The 19,729-nt window shown below is 69.7% G+C and carries 14 protein-coding genes; 10 read left to right on the forward strand and 4 right to left on the reverse strand.

Annotated features, from left to right (window positions below):
- The first annotated feature begins 302 nt into the window (after positions 1-302).
- The 4 genes from VNF71_00560 to VNF71_00575 all read left to right on the forward strand — a co-directional run bounded on the left by VNF71_00560 (position 303) and on the right by VNF71_00575 (position 5,023).
- On the forward strand, positions 303-1,214 hold the full coding sequence (locus VNF71_00560; protein HVA73039.1) for a DNA methyltransferase: 912 nt from the start codon (positions 303-305) through the stop codon (positions 1,212-1,214).
- Positions 1,204-2,118 (forward strand): DNA methyltransferase, encoded by a 915-nt coding sequence (locus VNF71_00565; protein HVA73040.1) that lies wholly within the window; start codon positions 1,204-1,206, stop codon positions 2,116-2,118. Before VNF71_00560 ends, VNF71_00565 begins: the two co-directional genes overlap by 11 nt.
- Before the next feature lie 131 nt (positions 2,119-2,249).
- Positions 2,250-2,651, forward strand: coding sequence for a helix-turn-helix domain-containing protein (locus VNF71_00570; GenBank protein HVA73041.1), 402 nt, complete (start codon positions 2,250-2,252; stop codon positions 2,649-2,651).
- Complete coding sequence (locus tag VNF71_00575; GenBank protein ID HVA73042.1) at positions 2,651-5,023, forward strand: hypothetical protein; 2,373 nt, start codon at positions 2,651-2,653, stop codon at positions 5,021-5,023. The genes VNF71_00570 and VNF71_00575 overlap by 1 nt, the downstream gene beginning before the upstream one ends.
- Before the next feature lie 169 nt (positions 5,024-5,192).
- Here the strand turns inward: VNF71_00575 and VNF71_00580 are convergent, their stop codons facing one another.
- On the reverse strand, positions 5,193-6,689 hold the full coding sequence (locus VNF71_00580; GenBank protein ID HVA73043.1) for a hypothetical protein: 1,497 nt from the start codon (positions 6,687-6,689) through the stop codon (positions 5,193-5,195).
- A 170-nt stretch (positions 6,690-6,859) separates the two neighbouring features.
- Between VNF71_00580 and VNF71_00585 the strand changes: the two genes are divergently transcribed.
- Genes VNF71_00585 through VNF71_00595 form a run of 3 tightly spaced genes read left to right on the forward strand, consistent with a single transcriptional unit; the run spans position 6,860 to position 9,321 of the window.
- On the forward strand, positions 6,860-7,630 hold the full coding sequence (locus VNF71_00585) for a type II restriction endonuclease (GenBank protein HVA73044.1): 771 nt from the start codon (positions 6,860-6,862) through the stop codon (positions 7,628-7,630).
- 27 nt (positions 7,631-7,657) lie between these two features.
- Positions 7,658-8,773 (forward strand): DNA cytosine methyltransferase, encoded by a 1,116-nt coding sequence (locus VNF71_00590; GenBank protein ID HVA73045.1) that lies wholly within the window; start codon positions 7,658-7,660, stop codon positions 8,771-8,773.
- An 8-nt stretch (positions 8,774-8,781) separates the two neighbouring features.
- Entirely contained in the window at positions 8,782-9,321 is a 540-nt protein-coding gene (locus tag VNF71_00595) for a very short patch repair endonuclease (GenBank protein ID HVA73046.1), read from the forward strand.
- On the opposite strand, the gene VNF71_00600 is transcribed toward VNF71_00595, so the two are convergent.
- The 3 genes from VNF71_00600 to VNF71_00610 are packed head-to-tail and all read right to left on the reverse strand — an operon-like array spanning position 9,298 to position 11,584.
- Entirely contained in the window at positions 9,298-9,837 is a 540-nt protein-coding gene (locus VNF71_00600; protein ID HVA73047.1) for a hypothetical protein, read from the reverse strand. The genes VNF71_00595 and VNF71_00600 overlap by 24 nt on opposite strands.
- A 21-nt stretch (positions 9,838-9,858) precedes the next feature.
- The gene (locus VNF71_00605; protein HVA73048.1) at positions 9,859-11,088 is read right to left on the reverse strand and encodes a DNA cytosine methyltransferase; all 1,230 of its coding nucleotides are present in this window, start codon (positions 11,086-11,088) and stop codon (positions 9,859-9,861) included.
- Positions 11,081-11,584, reverse strand: a complete 504-nt coding sequence (locus VNF71_00610; protein ID HVA73049.1) for a very short patch repair endonuclease — start codon at positions 11,582-11,584, stop codon at positions 11,081-11,083. Before VNF71_00610 ends, VNF71_00605 begins: the two co-directional genes overlap by 8 nt.
- A gap of 116 nt (positions 11,585-11,700) precedes the next feature.
- Here VNF71_00610 and VNF71_00615 point away from each other — a divergent pair, with 116 nt between their 5' ends.
- Genes VNF71_00615 through VNF71_00625 form a run of 3 tightly spaced genes read left to right on the forward strand, consistent with a single transcriptional unit; the run spans position 11,701 to position 19,705 of the window.
- A complete protein-coding gene (locus VNF71_00615; GenBank protein HVA73050.1) occupies positions 11,701-13,311 on the forward strand; it encodes an ATP-binding protein in 1,611 nt (536 codons plus the stop codon).
- Positions 13,308-15,467, forward strand: coding sequence for a hypothetical protein (locus VNF71_00620; GenBank protein HVA73051.1), 2,160 nt, complete (start codon positions 13,308-13,310; stop codon positions 15,465-15,467). The genes VNF71_00615 and VNF71_00620 overlap by 4 nt, the downstream gene beginning before the upstream one ends.
- Positions 15,464-19,705 (forward strand): DUF3883 domain-containing protein, encoded by a 4,242-nt coding sequence (locus VNF71_00625; protein HVA73052.1) that lies wholly within the window; start codon positions 15,464-15,466, stop codon positions 19,703-19,705. Before VNF71_00620 ends, VNF71_00625 begins: the two co-directional genes overlap by 4 nt.
- Positions 19,706-19,729: the final 24 nt, after the last annotated feature.

Below are 19,729 nucleotides of genomic sequence, written 5' to 3' on the forward strand. Positions count from 1 at the left end.
CTGGCCGACGCCGAGCACGCCGGCGACTTCGGCCGCGGTTACCTCGGGATGGGCGGCGAGGGCGGCGGTGAGTGCCTCGTCGCTGAGCTTGGGGGGTCGTGCCATGGTGGCTCCTTTCGGGTCGAGCTGGCTCGTCACGAAGGCCCTACCTCGACCCGGCCGGTCACCTCAAGGCCAAAGACGAACTCGCCGGTGGCGGGCCCGGGGGGAAGAGCAGGGAGAGGTTCTGGCGCCGATTTTGTTGAAAACGGTGTCCCTGCCCCATGTTCTTTAGGTGACGCTTGCCCGGTCGTGGGCCGCCCATGACCACCACCACACCCCCCAACACGTCTCACCCAGCCCGGCCCGAGGTGCCGCTCGCCATCTGGCCGGTCGCCCAGACCACCGCCCAGTGGCAGCGCGCCGGGCGCTACCTGCCCGGCTGCGCCCGCCATCCCGGGAAGATGCTCCCCGAGCTCGCCCGGCGCATCGTCGGCGAGTACTCCGCCCCCGGCGACCTCGTCTGTGACCCGTTGGCCGGGATCGGCACCACCCTCGCCGAAGCCGCGTTGCTCGGTCGGCGTGCCGTCGGCGTCGAGTTCGACGAGCGATGGGTCACCCTCGCCACCGACAACCTCGACCACATGCTTGATGGCTTGAGTTGTCGCCTCGCCGGGATCCGCCAGGGCGATGCCCGCCAGCTCCACGACGTCCTCGGCGATCTTGCCGGGCGGGTCGACCTGGTCGTCACGTCCCCGCCGTATGGGAGCGACGCCGGGATGATCGACAAGCAGGCGTGGATCGCCGGCGGGCGGCTCTGCCCAGCCGACACCCTCAACTACTCGACCGACAAGGCCAACCTCGGTCACGCCCGCGGCCCCGCCTACGAGCAGGCCATGGCCGACGTCTACGCCGCCTGCCATGCCGTACTTCGCCCCGGCGGCTACCTGGTGGTGGTGACCAAGAACACCCGGCGCAAGGGCCGCACCCTGGACCTCGCCGGGCTCACCGTCACCCTCGCCACCGCGGCGGGGTTCAGCTACCTCGGCCATGTGATCGCGCTGCACGCGGCGATCCGAGACGGCGACCTCGTCGCCCGGCCCTCCTACTGGCAGACCACCCAGATCCGCCACGCCCGCGCCAAGGGCGAGCCCGCCCACCTCGTCGCCCACGAGGACGTGACCGTCTTCAGCGTCCCAGCAACGACCCGAGAGGAGACCGCCGATGCCCGCTGACCTCCCGCTGTCGGTGTGGCCGACCGCCCAGCAAAACGCCCGGGCCCAGCGCGCCGGGCGCTACGTCGAGATCTCCGGCACCCATCCCGCCAAGATGCTCCCCGCCATCGCAGCACGCGCCATCGCCACCTACAGCGCACCAGGAGACCTGGTCCTCGATCCGATGGCCGGCATCGGCTCCACCCTCGTCGAAGCCGTCCACCTGGGGCGCGACGCCATCGGGGTCGAGTACGAGCCGCCCTCGGCCGAGCTCGCCCGGGCCAACCTCCGCCACGCCAAGAGCCAGGGTGCGACCGGTCACGGCGAGGTGGTCTGCGGAGACGCCCGGCACCTTCCCGCGGTCGTCGACCCCGCCGCCGTGGGCCTGGTGGCGCTCGTGGTCACCTCCCCTCCCTATGGGGCGTCGCTGCACGGCCGGGTCACCGCCCGGCCCGGCCAGGGGATCGCCAAGTCCCACAACCGCTACTCGACCGACCCGGCCAACCTCGCCCACGTCGGCCTCGGTGGCCTCTTGGACGCGATGGGCACGATCCTTGCCGGCTGCCAGCGGGTGCTGCGCCCCGGCGGCTACGTGGCGATGACGGTGCGGCCCTACTGGCACGCCGGCCGACTCGTCGACCTGCCCGGGGCCATGGTCCGGGTCGGCGAGGAGTCCGGCCTCGTCCTCTACGAGCGCAACGTCGCCCTCCTCGCCGCCCTCCGCGACGACCGGCTCGTGCCCCGCTGCTCGTTCTTCGCCCTCGAACAGGTCCGCAAGGCCCGAGCCAAAGGCGTCCCCCGCCAGGTCATCGCCCACGAGGACCTCCTGGTCTTCCGGGTCCCGCCGATCTCCACCAGTTGCGCTGACGTCGTCGTCCGCCTCGCCCAGCGCGCGAACGCCTCGTCGGCACGGAGGGCAGCGTGACCGGCACCGGGCCCCAGCGGCGCAGCGTGCCGGCGGTCGGCTGCGGCCTTGACTTGTCCGCCCCGAAGAGGCCTCCTCGAGGGCCCCAGCCCACAGCACGCCAGTCCCAGGAAGGAGCAACGCCCACGGCCATGGACCGCCACACCGCCATCCCGACCGCAGACCCCAGGCAGCCGGCCGGCGGCCGCCTCGTCGACCAGCGCCAGGCCGCCTCGCTCGCCGGGTGCTCCCGAGACACCATCGTCCGGGCCAGGCGTGCCGGGCGTCTCCCGCACTCCCGCCTCTACGGGCAGCGCTGGCTCATCGCCGTCGACGACCTCGCCGCCGCAGACCTCCTGCGCCCTGAGGGCACCGGCGGCGACACAGCGCCCGAGGCGGGCGCCGACCATGGCGGCGAGGCGTCGTCGGCAGCCGTGGAACTGGCCCGGGCCGAGGCCCGCCTCGGCGCCCTCCAAGACCTCCTCGCCCGCCAGGACGACGAGCTTGCCTTCCTTCGCCAGCTCGCCGCCGACCATCTGCGGCGGGCGAGCTGATGGGCCGGCCGATCACCGGGTCGCTGCGCCACCACCAGAACCGCTGGTGGGCGAGCGTCCCCCAACCCGGCGGGGTGGGACGCCGTCGCGAGGAGCCCTTCGCCAGCCAGGCCGACGCCCAGGCGTGGCTGACCCAGGCCGTCGCCGCCGCCCGGGCCGGCGAGAAGCTCCCCGACCCGGCCCGCTTCCGCACCACCAAGCCGCCTCGGCGAAAGACCCGCCCGACCGAGGCGCCCCGCCTGCAGCCCGACGTCGCCTCGCTCGCCCGAGCCTGGATGGCCGCCGCCTACGAGGACCTGCGCCGCGGCGGCCCCGAACGGGCCGAACGCGTCCGGCGGATCGTCGAGGGCTTCCTCGTCCCGTGGTTCGCCCCCCGCACCGCCACCATCGCGGATGTCACCTACTTCATGGCCCACGAGTGGCTGCTCCACCTCGTCGGGCGCGACCGCGCCGAGGTGAGCGGCACCCTGCTCGGCCCACCCCCGGTCCCCGGCCCCTACCGCGACGGGGAGGAGCTGAGCTTGGCCGAGGCCGCCCGGGCCGCTGGGGTGAGCCTGCCGACCGCCCGGCGACGCTGGCGGGCCGGGCAGCTTCCCGGCGCCTACCGCGACCCGACCGGCCAGGTGCGTGTGCCCGCCGCCGCAGCCTTCGCCATCACCGCCAAGCGCCGGGCGCCCACCGGCCTGTCCCAGGGGTACGTGACCGACGCCCTGTGGGTGCTGCGCCGGATCCTCGCCTTCGCCCGGGCCAACGGCCTCTTCCCGCCCGGCTTCGACCCCACCGAAGGCCTCGACGCCCCCCTCGCCGACAAGGCCGACCGTCGCCGGCCTGACCGAGGGGGCCAGCCCCGGCCGCTCACGCTCCCCGAGTGCGCCCGGCTCGCCTCCCACCTCCACCCGGTCCATCAGCTCGCCTTCTGGCTCCAGCGGATCATGGGCCTTCGCATCTCCGAAGCCTTCGGCGTCCGGGTCGCAGACGTCGTCGACCTCGGCGGCACCGGCCTGCTCGCCGTCCAAGGCCAAGGGGGGAGGAGCTTTGCCGTTCGCGACGACCACGGCCAGGTGGTCGCCGTGCCGTACAAGCTGACCACCAAGACCGCGGCGGGATCGCGGGTCCTCGTCATCCCCGAGCAGCTCATGGACCTCGTCCGGGTCGCCATCGACGCCTTCCACACCGACCCCGACACCGGCCAGGTCGACGCCGCCGCGCGCCTCGTCCCCGGCCTCCAGACCCCTGACCGCTCCGGCCAGCACGCCTATCGCCACGCCTTCGCCGAAGCCGCTACTGCCGAACAGCTTTCGGGTGACCACCTCGGCTTCGCCGTCTCCACCCACCTGCTGAGAAAGTCCTGCGCCACCGACCTCGCCTGGGCCGCTGGCATCGAGGACGCCGTGCGGCGCCGCTTCATGGGACACCGCGCCGGCGACGACGTCTTCGGGCGCATCTACACCCTCGACCACCCCGACGTCGCCCCCCTCCGAAAGGTCGCCGAGATCCTCGACCACGACATCGCCATGACCATCGGCACCCTCATGGTCCCGACCATCCGACACGCCCAGTGGGGGAGCGCCAACCCGCTCTCCGCACGCACCGACCACATCGACGCCACCCTGGCGGCCGCCGGCTGGCTCGTCGACCCCGGCAGCGACGACGACCCGCTCTGCGACGCCCAACGCGTCGCTGCCGAGGTCGACATCTACCCGACCACCGCCCGACGGTGGATGACTGACGGCACCCTCCCCACCGTCACCATCCCCGACGCCACCGGCGTCTCGCGCCGCTACGCCAAGCTCTCCGACGTCTGGGCCCACCGCGACCGCCTTGCCGGGCGTGTCCTGTTGCCCGACCTCGCAGAAGAGCTGGGCATCGCCTACCACGAGGCCTACCACGACCTCCGCCGGCTCGGCCTCCCCGTCGAGCAGCACCCCACCAGCCGCCAGTACCACTTGACTGCCGAGGCCGCCGACGCACTACGCGCCGAGCACCAGCGCATCCAAGAACTGCACCGCCGCTCGATGAAGCTCGCCGCCGCCGCCCGCCAGTTGGGCGTCGCCCTTTCCACCGCCGCGCTCCTCTCCCGCACTGGCCAGCTCGAGGTCGACCCCGAGACCGACTCCTCTGGTGCTCGCTTCGTCACCCGCACCTCCGTGCAACGGTGCTGGCTCGACCGGCATGGGCGCGGTAGGAGAGAGGTCCCAGCGACCGTGCGTCTCGACGAGGTCGTCCGTCTCACTGGCGCGAGTGAGAGGACGATCATGGACCTGGTGCGAGCCGGAGTGCTGGAGCAAATGCCGGGCCGGCGCACCTGCGAGATCACGCAGTCAAGCCTTCGGTCGTGGGTGGAGTCGACCTGCCCGGGTCCAAGGCCATGATTGCCCGCTGGCGCGCCCGTGCCCGCGTCAGTTGGCGATTGACGACGACCCGCCCCCTTCGCCCGTTGCTCAGCGCACCCGGTGAGGTAAGGGCCTGCGAGCTGTTGTCAAAAGCTCAACGGTCGTGCGGCAGAGCGAGGCGGCGTGAGCGGCTCTCGCCCGGGACGCTTCACAGTCCGAACTGCCAGCGGATGCTGTGGCGGTTGATCTCCGAGAACGGTCCAGCATCCGGTCCTGCCGGCGGCAGTGACGCTTCGGGTTGCAGCGCAACGTGAGACAGGTGCTCGACGGGCGTCTCGTGCATGATCCGGTTCAACATCTCGATCACGTGGGGGAAGAGCCGCTCAAGGAAGACACCTGGATCGAAGTGCAGTCGCCCCGGGACAAGTTCCTCGACGCCCCAGCGGGCTAGACCGCCGAGGGCAACAAGAGCGGCTCTCAGCTCGGGCTCGCGTGATGCCGGCAGGCTCACGAGCGTCCGCTCCCGTCGGCGCGGTCGACCGACGCCGACGGCCTGCATGGCCTCACCGTGGATCGAGTTTCGCAGAAGGCGAAGGATCGTGAGCGTGTGACCCTCGTCGGTTCCGGGCCGGAACAGGGCCGCGAGCGTCGGCTCTGCGGCAGCGACTTCGCTAACCCATCCGTTGCGCTGCCATCCGGCACGATGTGCCGGGCTTGTGAGACCGAGGACGGCGTGGGCGACTCGGGCGGTCGCGTCGACGGCGCCCAGCAGGAGGAGGAGGACGACGTCAAGCGCAGAGAGCGCTTCGTCGGCCGTGTCATTGTCTTGCGGCTTGTTGAGCCCGACGTGAACCGCGTCTCGCATCTGGAGCGCTCTTTGAGCTCGCTGCAGCACCGATTGGCCGAGGAGCAGAAGCCCGTCGTCACGTGCTCCGGCTGAATGCTGTGCGCAAGCCGTGAACCAGCGCCACGCCGACGGAAGAAGCTCACGGGCGCCTACCCAGAAGAACAGCCCCCGGTTCATGAGAGCGGAGTCGAGACCCTCCGGCGAGCGGTAGGTGACGTACTGACCCTGTGCCCGCAGGTACAGCCCGAGGACGGCGAGCGCCTCGTCCACGTCGACGATCGTCACGCTGTTTGCGATCTGCCAGGTCATGGCTCGCAGATATGGGCGCTTGGTGACGAAGAGGTCAGCGCCGATCGCGTCCGCCACCATCGCGGCGAGCGCGTCCGCACGTCGCTGGGTCGCCGCATCGCCCGGGGACCGGTCACCGTAGGCTTCGGTCGACGTGTCCGAGGCAGCGACCTCGGCGGCGTTGCCGTGCACCGCGTGGTCCGAGATGTGGTGGTCGTCTCCGGTCCGGGCAGCTCGATGTCCGGTGCCGTCGTCGGGGCTCAGGACCACCCAACCGGGGACCACCTCCCCCATGTACCGGTTGCGTTGGCGGGCGACGTCGGGAGGCGGTCCATCGTCCGCGTACTTGAAGCACTCGATGAGATCGAGCGTGAGCAGCCCCGCCAGAAGCTGGGCCTTCCCCCAGATCGAGAGGTCGGCTTCGGGGATGACGTCGGTATCAAGCAGCACGGCGAGCTTTCGGTACCGCTGGCGTCCGAGGAACAGCGGCGTAGCGCGACCCTCCTCGTACGGCGGCCATCCAGGCCGGATCGCACGGGAGCTTGGTGCCGTGTTCAGTCGTGGGAGCATGCCGGCGCCTGACAGAAAGGTGAGTGAGGAAAGATCATCGTAGGAACCCCGACAGCTGCGAGCATCCCGTCCAGGCAAACACGCCCGACCTGGTCAACCCCGGCGCGGATGGGCCCCACCGTCCGAGGTTCCGCTCTTCGCGGGTCATCGCCACCTATGGTGACGCTGGGATGGCCGCTCGACCTGATCTGCTCGAATGGCTCCGCGCCCAGTGCGCGGAGTTCGTCTTCTTGCCTGCCGGCGTCTACGTCGAGCAGGGCGAGCACGACTGGCCGCTCGTCGCGACGGACCCGGCTGATCTCACCGCCAAGCTCGACGAGGGCGGCCACCTCGCAGCCCTGCCGAAGGAGTCGGCGGCGCTGGCCAACGTCATCGAGGTGGCCCTCGTCGACTTCCTCTTGGACCGGCTCGACCAGACCCCCGGGGCGACCGGCCGACGCGGCGAGGAGCGCAGCTATCCCGACCTCGAGATCGGCGGGGAGGCGTTCGGCGCGACCTTCCACGCCGTCGACATCAAGATGGCCCGCCTCGCCAAGAAAAACGGGACGAAGACCCAATCCCGCTGCACCCTCTACACCGGGAACACCTACTTCAAGTGGCCGACCATCCGCTGGCCGGGCATGTTCCGGCCCTTCGACGACTACGCCACCCACCTCGACATCATCGGCGTCTACCGCCTCGACGTCGACTTCCGTGGACGGGTACGGGACCTGGAGCTGTTCGTCCACGAGCCGTGGCGCATCGCCTCCAAGGAGCGCTCCAGCACGACGCGTGAGTACCTCGGCGCCGTCGTCGAGGTGGCCGCGCTCCGGGAGGGGAGGGGCGAGTTCGACACCGAGGACGCCTTCTACAAGTACTGGCGTGCCTACCCCTTCCGTGTGCCCAAGGCCGTCGAGCGCCAGCTCCAAAAGGCGCTGCGTGAGCAGCAAGGGCGCACGTAGTCACACCCTCGCCGTAGCGTCGAGCTCATGTTCGATCTGTGGTCCACCCAGGAGGCGAACGAACCTGGCAGGATCGAGCGCGTGACGGTGCACGGGGTCGCGATCTCCCTCTTCTCCGGCGCGGGCGGCCTCGACCTCGGCGCCGAGCAGGCCGGGTTCCACACCGCGGCAGCCGTCGAGATCAACGACGACGCCGCGGACACGATGGAGAAGAACTTCCCCGGCCTCGCGAGCCCCGTCGTCCGCCAGTCGATCCTCGACGTCTCGACCAAGGAGCTGCTCCGAGCAGCCGGGCTCAAGGGCAGAGAGCGGCCCGAGCTTCTCATCGGCGGCCCGCCGTGCACGCCGTTCTCCAAGTCGGGCTTCTGGCTCGAATGGAAGCGCGCCGGCCTCGACCCCGACGCCAGCCTGCTCCAGTGCTACACCCGCGTCCTCGCCGAAGCCCGCCCCCGGGCCTTCATCCTCGAGAACGTGTACGCCCTCACCTACCGGAACAAGGCCAGCCGCCCCGCCTTCCAGCGGCTCCTCCAAGAGGTCGACGAGGCCGACTACCACTGCCAGTGGCGGGTCCTCAACGCCGCCGACCACGGCGTCCCCCAGCTGCGCCCCCGGCTCTTCGTCGTCGGCACCCCCAAGGGCACCCCGCTCCCCGACCTGCCCGACGCGACGCACTCGGGGCAGTGGGAGCGCCGCACGAGCGGCGGGGGAGGCCGCCCGCACGTGACCGCCGGCGAGGCCCTGGCCGGGCTGGTCACCGTCGCAGAGCCCGAGGAGACCGTGCGGGGCCGCTGGGGGCACCTCCTCGCCGACATCCCGCCCGGCGACAACTACCTCTTCTACACCGCCGAGCGGGGCCACCCAGACCCGGTCTTCGAATGGCGCAGCCGCTACTGGTCGTTCCTGCTCAAGCTGTCGCCGGACCGGCCGTCGCCCACGATCCAGGCCCAGCCCGGTCCCAACGTCGGCCCCTTCCACTGGGAGAACCGACGCCTCCGGGTCCCAGAGCTGCGACGGCTGTTCACCTTCCCCGACGACTTCACCTTCGTCGGCCGTCGGGCATCGGTCCAGGCCCAGGTCGGCAACTCCGTCCCTCCGCTGCTTGCCCGCCAGGTCGCCGACTGCGTCGCTCAGGCCATCCGGTAGCAGCGGACATGCCGGAGCGCTGGCGCACGCCGTTCGCCTCCAGCGAAGCGGTCCACCAGAAGATGAGCACCCTCACCCGGCGCGACACCGGGCCCGAGCTGGCGCTCCGACGCGTCCTCCACCGGCGCGGGCTGCGCTACCGCGTCCACCGACGACCGCTGCCCGACCTCGCCCGGCAGGCCGACATCGTCTTCCCGGGTGCCCAGGTCGCCGTCTTCGTCGACGGGTGCTTCTGGCACGGCTGCCCCGAGCACGGCCGTCGGGAGCACCGCACCAACGGCTGGTACTGGCCGAAGAAGATCGCCGCCAACAAGGACCGTGATCGCGACACCGACGAGCGGCTGATCGCCGCTGGGTGGATCCCGATCAGGATCTGGGAGCACGAGCAGCCCGACAAGGCAGCCGACCGCGTCGCTGGCGCCATCGCCGGGAACTGCTGCAGACCTTGGACGAGGACGAACGCAGGCCAGTCCCGAGAAGAAGGACGGATCGGGCCGCCGACTCGTCGAACAGCTCGCCGACGATTAGGGCTCGGAGTCGTCTCCTAGAAGCTCGTCTTGGCGATCTGCGAGCAAGTGAGCCAGAGCGTCGACGCTGCCAGCGAGACCGGCATTGGCGGCCAGGGCGCCGTCGAAATTCTCGACTCCGGCGATCGTCATCGTCTGGCTCGCGTGGTGGTCCAAGGCCTGAAAGATGGCGTCGCTCCGGATCCCGACGGCACGGATCTTGAGGCGCTCGCCCAAGGTCTGCAGCTTTGCCATGCACTCGAGCTTCTCGGCGCGATCACGGGTTTCGTCGATGATCCCGGCCTGGTAGGCGCTCAGCGTCTGGGCCATTTCGTCCAACGTGGCCCTGACGTCGGCCAGGGCCGCCAGTTCGAGGTCGGTCCGACGGTCCGCCAGCACCGCGGCCCGTGCTGCCCTCGCGTGGTCGGCCGCGGCTTGGCGGTCCTCGGCGGAGCGGCGTGAGCTGCTTCGATTCGACAGCCATTGTCCCGACACGACGCCGACATAGGCGATGGCCGCGCCGATGACCGTGTACTCGCCAGCGCTGATGCTCGTCACGATCCGGGGGTGACCGAAGGTTCAGCCGAGCAGGAGTTCATTGGCGAGCTGCTCTCTGATGTGCTCGGCGACGCTCTGCGCCCAGTGCTGGGGGAAGGCGTTTCCGACCAGCCGCTCTTGCCAGGAGCGGTACCCGATGAAGCGGAAGGAGTCGGGGATCCCCTGCAGCCGGGCCGCCTCGCGTACGGTCAGGGTCCGGCCAGCCGCGTAGTGGGTGAACCGTCCGCTGCCGGCGTTGTGGAAATTGGTGGTGACGGTCCGGGCCAAGCCGTCGCGGTGAAGCCTGGTGTACGCCTGCGAGTAGTAGCCGGCGGAGCGGCCGGGCCCGAAGGAGCCGCCCTCGCTGGCGCCGGACATGGCGAGCCTCGCGGCGAAGGTGTGCCGCCACGGCTGATGGTTATGGACGGCGCTGTCGGCGCCGCGTAGCTGCGCCGCATACGCGGCGACTTGGCTCGACGGCAGCGTCTCGCCGTCCTGGCACCCCTCCGCGGGGAGGTCGCCGAGGGCCTCTCCCACGGTGACCAGGTCGGCGAGGCCATCGAGGCGCTCGGGCAACCAGCGGCCAGCGGCCGCCTCCCGGCGGTGACCGATCCGCGGGTAGGGGCCGAGGATGGCGTCCGCGTTCTCCGTTGACGGCGTGAGCCGTTTGCCGCTCTTGTAGTCGAACACTGCGCGTGAACCCAGATGGCTGATCGGCGGAGCCGACGGCTCGACTTCGAGGTCCTTGCGATAGCCGATGACGATGCAGCGTTGCCGCGTTTGCGGCAGGCCGTAGAGGGCGGCGTTGAGCGGCCCGTGCCAGACGCGGTACCAGCGCCTCATCGTGGTGATCTGACGCTTGAACAGCTCCTGATCGATCACCGACGGCACATTCTCCATGACGAAGAACTTCACGCGGAGCGCTCGCGCCAGCGTGAAGAAGTTGACGAGGAGCGCGTTCTGCGGGTCGGCAGCGTCCCGCCTGCCCGCCGCGGAAAACCCTTGGCAGGGGGGGCAGCCGAGGAGCCCGTCGACGTCGCGACCGTCAACGCCGTTGCGGATCGTGTCGGCGGTGACATCCCGCACGTCGGTCACCAGGTACGGCGGGCCGTCTGGATAATTCTCGACGAAGGTGTCCCGGGCGACAGGGTCGATGTCGGTGAGCAGCACCGGCTGGAAAGCGCCCGTCCCGGCGAACCCCTGGGACACGCAGCCGATCCCGGCGAACAGCTCGACGGTGGTGAGGCCGCCAGCGGCTACCGGCTCAGTCACGGCGCCCGATCGTGGCGTGACGACGTGACTCGACGGCCTGCTCCACCCGGTCGGCCGCCTCGCGATGGTCCTCGTGCTCCCAAATTCGCAGGACGGCCCACCCGGCTGCGCCGAGCCGCTCGGAGGTGTCGAGGTCGCGGCGGACGTTGCGTTCGATCTTCGCCGGCCAGTACCAGGAATTCGCCTTCGGCAGGGTTCGGCCGTGCTCGCGGCAGCCGTGCCAGAAGCAGCCGTCGACGAACACGGCCACTTTAGGCCCGACGAAGACGACGTCCACCAGGCGCCGTCGAGTCCCAGGAACGACCGGCAGGTGGAGTCGGTAGCGCAACCCGCGGCGGTGCAGCTCCCGACGTAAGGCCAGTTCAGGGGCAGTGTCACGCCGGGCTTGGAGCTGCATGCGCTGGCGGACGCCAGGGTCCGACGCCCACGTGACCGTCCGGGGCGGTTCGCGAACTACATCGTTGAGCAGGACGACCACACGATCAGTTTCGCTCAACGCGGACGCCCGAAGCGAGGAGGCCGTCGCGCCCGGAGGATGCTTGTGCGTCCCGCGACAGGGTACTAACCTTTTGTGTAACCAGGTTAGTGGTTAGGAGGCGCGTGGTGGCCGAGATGTATCCAGTGCCGGCAGATGCAGAGCTCGACGACCAGGTCGTCGAGGCGGAGATCGTCGTCGGAGGGCCTCGCCGTGACCCCCGCCCCGTGCTTGGGACGGTGGTGAGCGACGACCAGTCGCCCAGCTTCGAGACCGTCCGCTTCCGTCTCAATCCCGGCGCCGACGTCGTCCCCGGCGAGTTCGTCGTCGTAGAGGCAGGCCGCGAGGACGCGCCGGCACTCGTGGTGAGCCGAGTCCTCGACGCCCACGAGGTCAACCCGCACGAGGATCCTCTTAGCTCGACCGTCCGCTCCGTCCTCCCCTTCGGCAGCGAGTACTCCCAGGAGGGGCAGTCGACGGTCATCTACCGGCTCGTCGAGGCTGAGGCAGTCGAGGAGATCCCGCTTTCAGCCGACGGCACGCCGGGGGACCCCCACGAGGTCCGGTCGTTGCCGCGGGCTGGCGGTCTCGTCTTCTCCGCCGACGCCGCCGTGGTCGGCGCTGTCCTCGGCTTCCTCTCGGACCCTGAAGACGGCGTCCACCTCGGCCTTGTCCACGGCCAAGGGGACGTTCCAGTCGTGCTCGACCCCGCCGCCCTGCAGCGCCACGTCCTCATCGTCGGGGGAATCGGCAGCGGCAAGAGCTACACCCGGGGCGTGCTCGCGGAGGAGCTTCGCCGCCTCGGCGTGGCGCAGGTCAACATCGACGTGAACGGCGAATTGATCGACGCCGCCACCGAGCTCGGCGGCACGACGGTGCGCCCCGGCAACGGCTTCACCTTGCCGCTCAGCGCCCTCACGAGCGAAGACCTCATCGAAGCGATCGCCGGCGTCCAGCGGGGAACCAACATCGAGACCCTCATCGGGTACGCCTTCAACGTTCTCCAACGAGAGGTGCGCCAGAACCGCCGCGCCACTTTCGGGGTCGCGGATCTGGTCCAAGAGATCGCCGACCAGGCGCCGAACCTCAACATGGCCCAAGCGAACACCCTCCGGCCGGCCCAGCTGCGGACCCAGGCGCTCGACCGCCTTCCCTACATCGGGCCGCAGTTCGACTGGAGGACGACGCTCGTCAACGGTGCCTTCGTCAACATTGACTGCCGGACCCAGCTGCTGCCCGACCTCCGGGTCATCACGGCGGCGGTCGCCCGCGACATCCAGAACCTCGCTCGGCGACGGGAAATTCCCTTCACCGTCCTCTCGATCGACGAGTTCCACCTTGTCGCGCCCAACGACGACCGCAACGTGTCCACCCAGGTGCTGCGGGAGATCGCACGCATCGGCCGGCACTACCGGCTCGGGCTCATCCTCACCACCCAAAGCCCGGCCGACGTCGACCGGAGCATCCTCAAGCGGCTGTTGACCCGCTTCCTCCACGCCATCGAGCCCGACCAGCTCGACGCCCTCCGGGGCGTGTTCGCCGACGCCCCCCAGGAAATGGTCCGAAGCCTCCCTAAGCTCCCGCAAGGCACGTGCGTGCTCAGCGGGGTGGCCGAGACCGTCCGTCACGCGACCGTCGTCGACGTCCGCCGCCGGGTGACCAGCCACGGGGGAGCGACGCCCGACGTGTGGGCCGACATCCAGGCCGCCGGTTGGGGCCCCAAGCGGAATCTGGACGACCTCCGGTGAGCCCCGAGGCGCGGCGCTTCGACGTCGCCGAACGCGAACAGGCGATCTTCCGCTACCTGCGTGAGTATGTCGCCGACGTGGCGCTCGGCGCGACCGTGCCGCAGATCCACCGCCACATGTCAGAACACGGCGCCCGTCTGGCGGGCGCTGCCGACGCGGTCCGAGACTCGGTGACGCTGCCCGTCTACTACAAGCTCGCCCGACGACTCGTCGCCACCGGCCACCTCGTCGAACTCGAAGACGACTCGGAGGACGGGCAGCGCTACGCCCTCGCCCCCCACCTGCACGCCGACACCGCACTCACGCTCGACGACATCCGTGAGCTGGCGGACGACCCCCCTACCGAGGCGATCGCCAAGCTCGTCGACGCCCGCGAGTATGTCCGCTCCCGACGCGACACCGTGCTGCGGGAAGCCGCACGGGCGCTCCAGAAGATCGACCCGCGGGATCTCGTGGCCGAGATGATCGTCGCCAAGACCGTCGCCTACAACGCCGACGTGGACGCCTACCACGAGGCCGGCGCGGCCGACGAGGTCCACCGACGCCGCCTGCACGCAGCGCGTGCCGAGCTGGAGCAAATCTGCTACCGCTGGTTCGGGCTGTCCCACGAGTCGGTCGTCGTCCCCCCCGCCTCCGGCGGCGTCGGCCGCCCAGTCGTCCTCGACGAAGCGACGCTCGCGGAGCAGCTCCGCTTCCGCGTCTTCGGTGAGCGGGTCGTCCGCCGCGTCAGCCCGGAAAACGGATCGACGCCCCAGGACTGGTCGACCGTCGTCGTAGCCGGGAGCGACGGCAGCACGTACGCCAGCAACATGCAGGTCGACACCGCCAGCACCTTCGCGGACGCGGCCGGCAGCGAGGTGGTGACGTTCAACAACAGCGTCGTCTTCGTCCGGCTCGAAGGCGAACTCGCCCGGCGCCATTCTTCGCCGTGGTACAGCGTCCCGCTCAACCGCAGCGCCATCGACAGCCCGAAGAACACCGGCATGGTGATGGCGCCGTTCATGTACCGCAACGACGGCCTCAACGAGGCCGAGTACGAGCACATGGCCAAGTGCGCCACCGACGTCGTCCAGTGGCGCGCCGACGAGCAGGTCTTCCGAGGCCTCGCCCGCTCGCTGGGCGACGCCCAGCAACTCCCGGCCCCACGAGTCCACATTCGCGACGGCACCGTCACCCTCCAGGAGCGCGAGTCGCACCACTACCAGCGGACCGACCCCTACGGCGACATGGTTCGCGAAGGCGTCACTCTCTCCTACGAGATCCTGCGCCACATCCGAGATCGCCGGCAGCCCCCGCTGTTCGCCGGTGCAGTCAAGAGCAGCCAGCTGCACCTGTTCGCCACCGTCGTCAATTGGTTCATCGCGAAAGGACACCCCGGCGGCAGCGTCCCCCCGGTCGATCCCAACTGGGACATGGCCCGAGGCTCCATGCTGGCGGACAACGAGTCGATGAACCTGCTGCTCACCTCGCTTGACGGCGAGCGCGACGGCGACTACTTCGTCACCTTCGCCGCCGCCCGGCCCTTCCACGCCCTGACCGACATGTACCGCCACTACGAAGAGGAACGGGTCGACTTCTGGACCGACAACTTCATCGCACGGCGAGACAACCACCGGACCAACCAGATGCTCGACAGCTACTGGAAGACGCTCGACGCGATCGAGGACGACCCGTACGTCCGCATGATGGAGACCGCCGACTACGCGATGTTCTACGTCGGCCACTCGCGGGGCGACCCGCCACCGCTCGCCCCCCGGTACGAGTTCCTCGAGACGCTCCGGCTCCTCGGTCCCGAGCAGGCCAACGAGCGGGTGCTTCGCAACATCGAGCTGCTCGTCGCCACCTTGCACCGCACCGGCTTCTCGCTCGACCAGGAGCACAACTACATGTCCAATAAACGCCTGGTCAAGCACGTGCCCTTCGTCGTCTACGAAGCCCACGAGAAGTGCAAGGCGCTCGGCCGAATGCTGGAGAGCGAGCTCAAGTCCCTCGTGATCGCCAACCTGCGTCGCCTCCGCCTCGCTCGTTTCGGCGCCCACGACGAAGTCCGCTTCCGGCCTGTCGCGATCCGCGCGTACATCGAGAGGTACCGAGCCGCCGTTCAGGCCGATCGACGCGACGAGATCGAGGCGGGTGATGACGAAGCCCAACAATGACCGACTCCAAAAGCGCCGCCGCCGGCACGGACGCGGTCGTCACGTCGCGCCCGTCGGTCGGGGGGCGAGCCATGCTTGATCAGGACGTCGACGAGCGGGCGCTGGACTTCCGCTTCCGAGTCGGCACGAGCCTTCTCGCCGAGTTCGCCATGAGTCACAATCCGGCGGACGTGCTGCGAGAGTTGGTGCAAAACGAATACGACGCCGCCGGTACGGAACTCACGATCGAGTTCGGCGTCGAGGCGCTCGTGGTACGAGGCAACGGCGCGAACATCGACAACCGCGGCTGGAAGCGACTGGGCGTCATGCTCGGCACGGGCCACGTCGCCGGAGAGGCCGCACGAATCGAAGCCAAGACCAACGGCATCGGCTCGAAGAACTTCGGCCTCCGCTCGCTCTTCCTCTTCGGGGACCGCATCCACGTCGCGTCCGGCGGGCGCAGAACGATCCTCGACTGGAGCCAAGGGACCCTCGACAAGCCGCTGCCAGACCCCCAGTCGGCCGGATCGCCTGGCGTCATCATCACCGTCCCCTACCGCCGAGTCGCCGAAGCTCCGCTCCAGGCCTTCGACGAGGCTTATGAGCGCCAGGCCCTGAAAACGATCTCCGCCGAGCTCGCTCCCACCCTCGTCAAGCTGGCGCAACCTGGCGCGGGAAAGAACCTGAGGTCAGTGACGGTGCGGTCGGAGCGACTCGGGCAAGAACTGCGCTGGCGCCAGACTGCCCGCGCCGTCCCTGGGGTTCCCGGTCTCGTGCGACGCTCCATTCGGTTGGCGGGCAGCGGGGACTCGTCTGATGAGGCATCGACCGTTATCTCGGAAGCCGAGTACCAGGTGGTGCTTGCCCCGCCGCCGACGCTTCCGAAACGAGACCTGCCTCGCTACTTCCGGGTGAGCGGTGGTCGGATCCGCCTCGGCATCTCCTTCCGAGTCAGACGTGACCGACTCGACCTCCGAGCGGCCGGGGTCCTGTACTACCCGCTCAGCGCGGGCGGGTCGCGGACCGGCTTCCCCTTCAGCGTGAGCGCGCCGTTCGAGATGACCGAAGATCGCAGCAACATCGTCGACCCGCAGAACAGCAGTTGGAACGCCTGGCTAGTCGACGAAGCGGCCCGCTTTGCGGTCAAGCTGTTACCTGACCGCCTCTTCGAGACCTACGGGGCCGACGCCTTCGTCGCCCTCACCCCTCGATCGGCCAGCGCGTCCACCGTGCCGGCGCTGCCCGACGAGATCCGCAGGCTCCTCGGCGTCGAGCGATGCTGGCCCACCCTGAGGAGACGACGGGGCGGCCGGCCCGTGCTTGCCGCGGCGGGCGCGCTCGTCGTGCCCGCCGCGCCTGCGCTCTCTGAGTTCGTCGCTCAGACGATTCCGTCCGAAGAGGTGCTTGACCGTCGCCTGGCGGAGCGTGCCGACGTGCGGGCGCTTGCCGCCGAATGCGGTGCCAAGACATTCACGGTCGGATCCCTCATTCGCCTCCGTTGTGCCGGGGCCGACCCGGCTGGGCTCGCCACCAGATTGGACGCCGCCGGTGAAGCGGCTCGTGCCTATCCCGACTTCCCGGCTGCGCTGGCGGATCTCTCCGTGCAGCGAAGATTCGCGGCTGCTTTTGATGCGTGCCGCACGGAGCTCAAGGACTCGCACAAGAGCGACCTCCGTCGGTCGCCGACTACGATGACCGCAGCAGGGACGTTGGCGGCGCCCAGCGCGCCGCTCTGGACCGTCGATGAGGCGCTCGCGGGGATCGCCCCCCGGGCGCAGACGCTGCATCCCGAGCTGGCCCACTACCGGGTCTTGACCGAGATGTGCCGGCCCTTCAACACGTCGAGTTGGGCGATCGACGTGGCGAACAAGATCTTCCAGGGGACGGCAGCGCCAGGGGAGCGCGACGCCCTGGCCGCATACCTACGCGGACGGCCGTCGCTCTCGGAGAAAGCCTGGGCAGCGGTCCGTCGATCTCCGGTGCTCGTGGACCGACACGGCGAGGCCGTCGCCCCGGCGGACATGGTCAGCAGCTCGGCCCGAGGAGCTGCCCTGCTCGCGCCGGCGCTGCATCTCCCCCTGCCCACCGACGAGGTGAACGAGTCGCTGAAGCGCCTGAAGTTCAGGGACCAGGTACGCGGCACCGACCTCGTGGCTTTGGCGGTGCTCGTCGCACAAGGCGGCGAGCCTCCGTCGTCTGTGCGACAGGCACTGACTCGGCTCCCCGAACTTCTGACTCGCTCCGTGCTGGCCCAACTCAAGAGCATCCGCTTCCTCGAGACCGCGTCTGGAGCACTGTCCGCTCCGACGGACGCCTATATCCGGACGGAGCGAACGATCGCCGTGCTCGGCGAGGAAGCGCCCTTCGCAGTCGACGCGCCCGCGAGCCAACTCAGGAAGCTCGGCTGCCGGTCAGAACCCCTGGCCGACGACATTGTCGAAGTCATCGCCAAGCTCCGTGAATCTGGAGAGCGCCCGACCCGGCCGGAGGTGGTGAGCCGAGCTCTGGCCGATGCGCTGCGCCGTGAGCGGCGGCGGCCCGACGAGTTCCGCAGCGAGCGGATCCTCTGGACCGGCGCAGGATGGGAGGCTCCCGACGACTGCCTCGTCGGCTCGGAGCACCGCAAGACGTTCCTCGACGCCGTGACCGTCCTCCCGGACGGACAGCGCGACGTGGGGACCGCCCTCGGAGCGAACACGACGCCTACGCTGTCGCACTGGCGGCGCCTGATCATACGGATCGGCGAACGCTACGGCTCGTACGGCGCTTTGCCTTCGCGCGCGGTCGACGTCCTGCGGCGAGCGTACCGTCAACTCGACGGACCTCCGGAGGGCCTGCCCAGCGACACCAAGTGTTTGCTCGACGACCGCGGCTTCCTCCACACGCTCGCCGATGCTCTCACCCGTCGCATCGTGATCAATGACCACCCGGCACTGGCGTCGGCCGCGCGCGACGCCGAAGCGCCGGTCGCGTTTGCCGACACGGCGGACAGACGAGTCGCGCCGTTCTTCCTCGCCGCAGGGGCCCACCACCTCTCGCAGGTGGTCATCGAGCTCGGGACCGAGTGCGGCCCGGAGTTCCCCGACGACGATTCCCTCGGAGGCGACAGCACCCTCAAGCGGCTGCAAGCACCGAACTTCGCGTCAGCGGTCGTGGCGCTCGTCTCGACCGTGTCGAACTCCGAGCGTGCCTTGACCGCCGCGGCGCTTGCGGCCCGCCTTGCACGGATCGACCGCATCGTCGTGGTCGACGGCATCGCCCGCCGCTACCGGCTGGCCGGCGTCACCGTAGCCGTTCAGGCTGAGTTTCTCCTGCTCGACGAGCAGATTGTCGTGCACCGGGTGCCGGGCTCCTTCGAGTTGCACAGGGCGGTCGCCGTCGCCGTCGCCGTCCTCGCCGATCCCAGCAGCGTCGCCGGGCAGCTGCTCGGCGACCCCATCTACTTCCTGCTGCGCTGCCGATCAGTGCCCGAAATCCAACGCGAGCTCCAACGCCGAAGAATCGTCTGGCATCCCGATGTCGAATTCGTGGATGACGCCGAAGACAGCGGAGACGACGAATCCTCCTCGCTCGTCGAGGCGATCGGGCGCTCCGTCGTGCGCAATGCGCTCCATACGTCGTCCAGCGCTCCTGTCGGCGACCCTCCTCACGCACCGGCTCCGGACCAACACAGGATCCCCCGCCCACCTCTTCCCGACCTTGATGATGTCAGCCCGCGACCCGCCGCGCCCGAAGGGGTGCAGAGCGAGCGGACCCCGAGACATCGCTCCGGCGGCGGATTCCCGAGCGGGTGGCCGCCTCAAGACCCAGGCGGCGACGAAGAGGATCGAGCGCTCGGTCGTCGCGGCGAGGAGATCGTCCTCGCCCTCGAACGTGAACGGGTGGAGAAGGTGGGCTTGTCCGGGGACCAGGTGAGATGGGTTGCCGCTGACGCTCCCTTCGCGGATCACGACATCAAGTCGGTCGATGACGACGGGCAAGATCTCTGGGTCGAAGTCAAGTCGACGACCGGACGCGACGGAAGGTTCAGCTGGCCCGGAGCCGAGTTCCGCCTCGCCGTACGCGTCCGACGCCGCTACTTGCTCTACCGGATCTACGAAGCAGACACCACCTCGCCCTCATGGATCTGCGTACGCGATCCAATCGGCTACTTCGAGAACGGTGGACTCCGCCTCGACCTCGATCGACTGGTCGGCGACATCGGACCCCTGACGACGGCCGAAGAAGACGCGGTCGAAGACTCCGGCCAAGAGGGGTAGCGGCTATGCCGTCGGTGCCGGACC

Source organism: Acidimicrobiales bacterium (assembly GCA_035533095.1).
GTDB lineage: Bacteria > Actinomycetota > Acidimicrobiia > Acidimicrobiales > Palsa-688 > DATLUM01.

Bases quoted from the DNA above. Each gene is read 5' to 3' on its own strand.
- VNF71_00565 (HVA73040.1), top strand. From the start codon at position 1,204: ATGCCCGCTGACCTCCCGCTGTCGGTGTGGCCGACCGCCCAGCAAAAC.
- VNF71_00560 (HVA73039.1), top strand. From the start codon at position 303: ATGACCACCACCACACCCCCCAACACGTCTCACCCAGCCCGGCCCGAG.
- VNF71_00615 (HVA73050.1), top strand. From the start codon at position 11,701: ATGTATCCAGTGCCGGCAGATGCAGAGCTCGACGACCAGGTCGTCGAG.
- VNF71_00580 (HVA73043.1), bottom strand. From the start codon at position 6,689: ATGCTCCCACGACTGAACACGGCACCAAGCTCCCGTGCGATCCGGCCT.
- VNF71_00585 (HVA73044.1), top strand. From the start codon at position 6,860: ATGGCCGCTCGACCTGATCTGCTCGAATGGCTCCGCGCCCAGTGCGCG.
- VNF71_00590 (HVA73045.1), top strand. From the start codon at position 7,658: ATGTTCGATCTGTGGTCCACCCAGGAGGCGAACGAACCTGGCAGGATC.
- VNF71_00625 (HVA73052.1), top strand. From the start codon at position 15,464: ATGACCGACTCCAAAAGCGCCGCCGCCGGCACGGACGCGGTCGTCACG.
- VNF71_00570 (HVA73041.1), top strand. From the start codon at position 2,250: ATGGACCGCCACACCGCCATCCCGACCGCAGACCCCAGGCAGCCGGCC.
- VNF71_00595 (HVA73046.1), top strand. From the start codon at position 8,782: ATGCCGGAGCGCTGGCGCACGCCGTTCGCCTCCAGCGAAGCGGTCCAC.
- VNF71_00575 (HVA73042.1), top strand. From the start codon at position 2,651: ATGGGCCGGCCGATCACCGGGTCGCTGCGCCACCACCAGAACCGCTGG.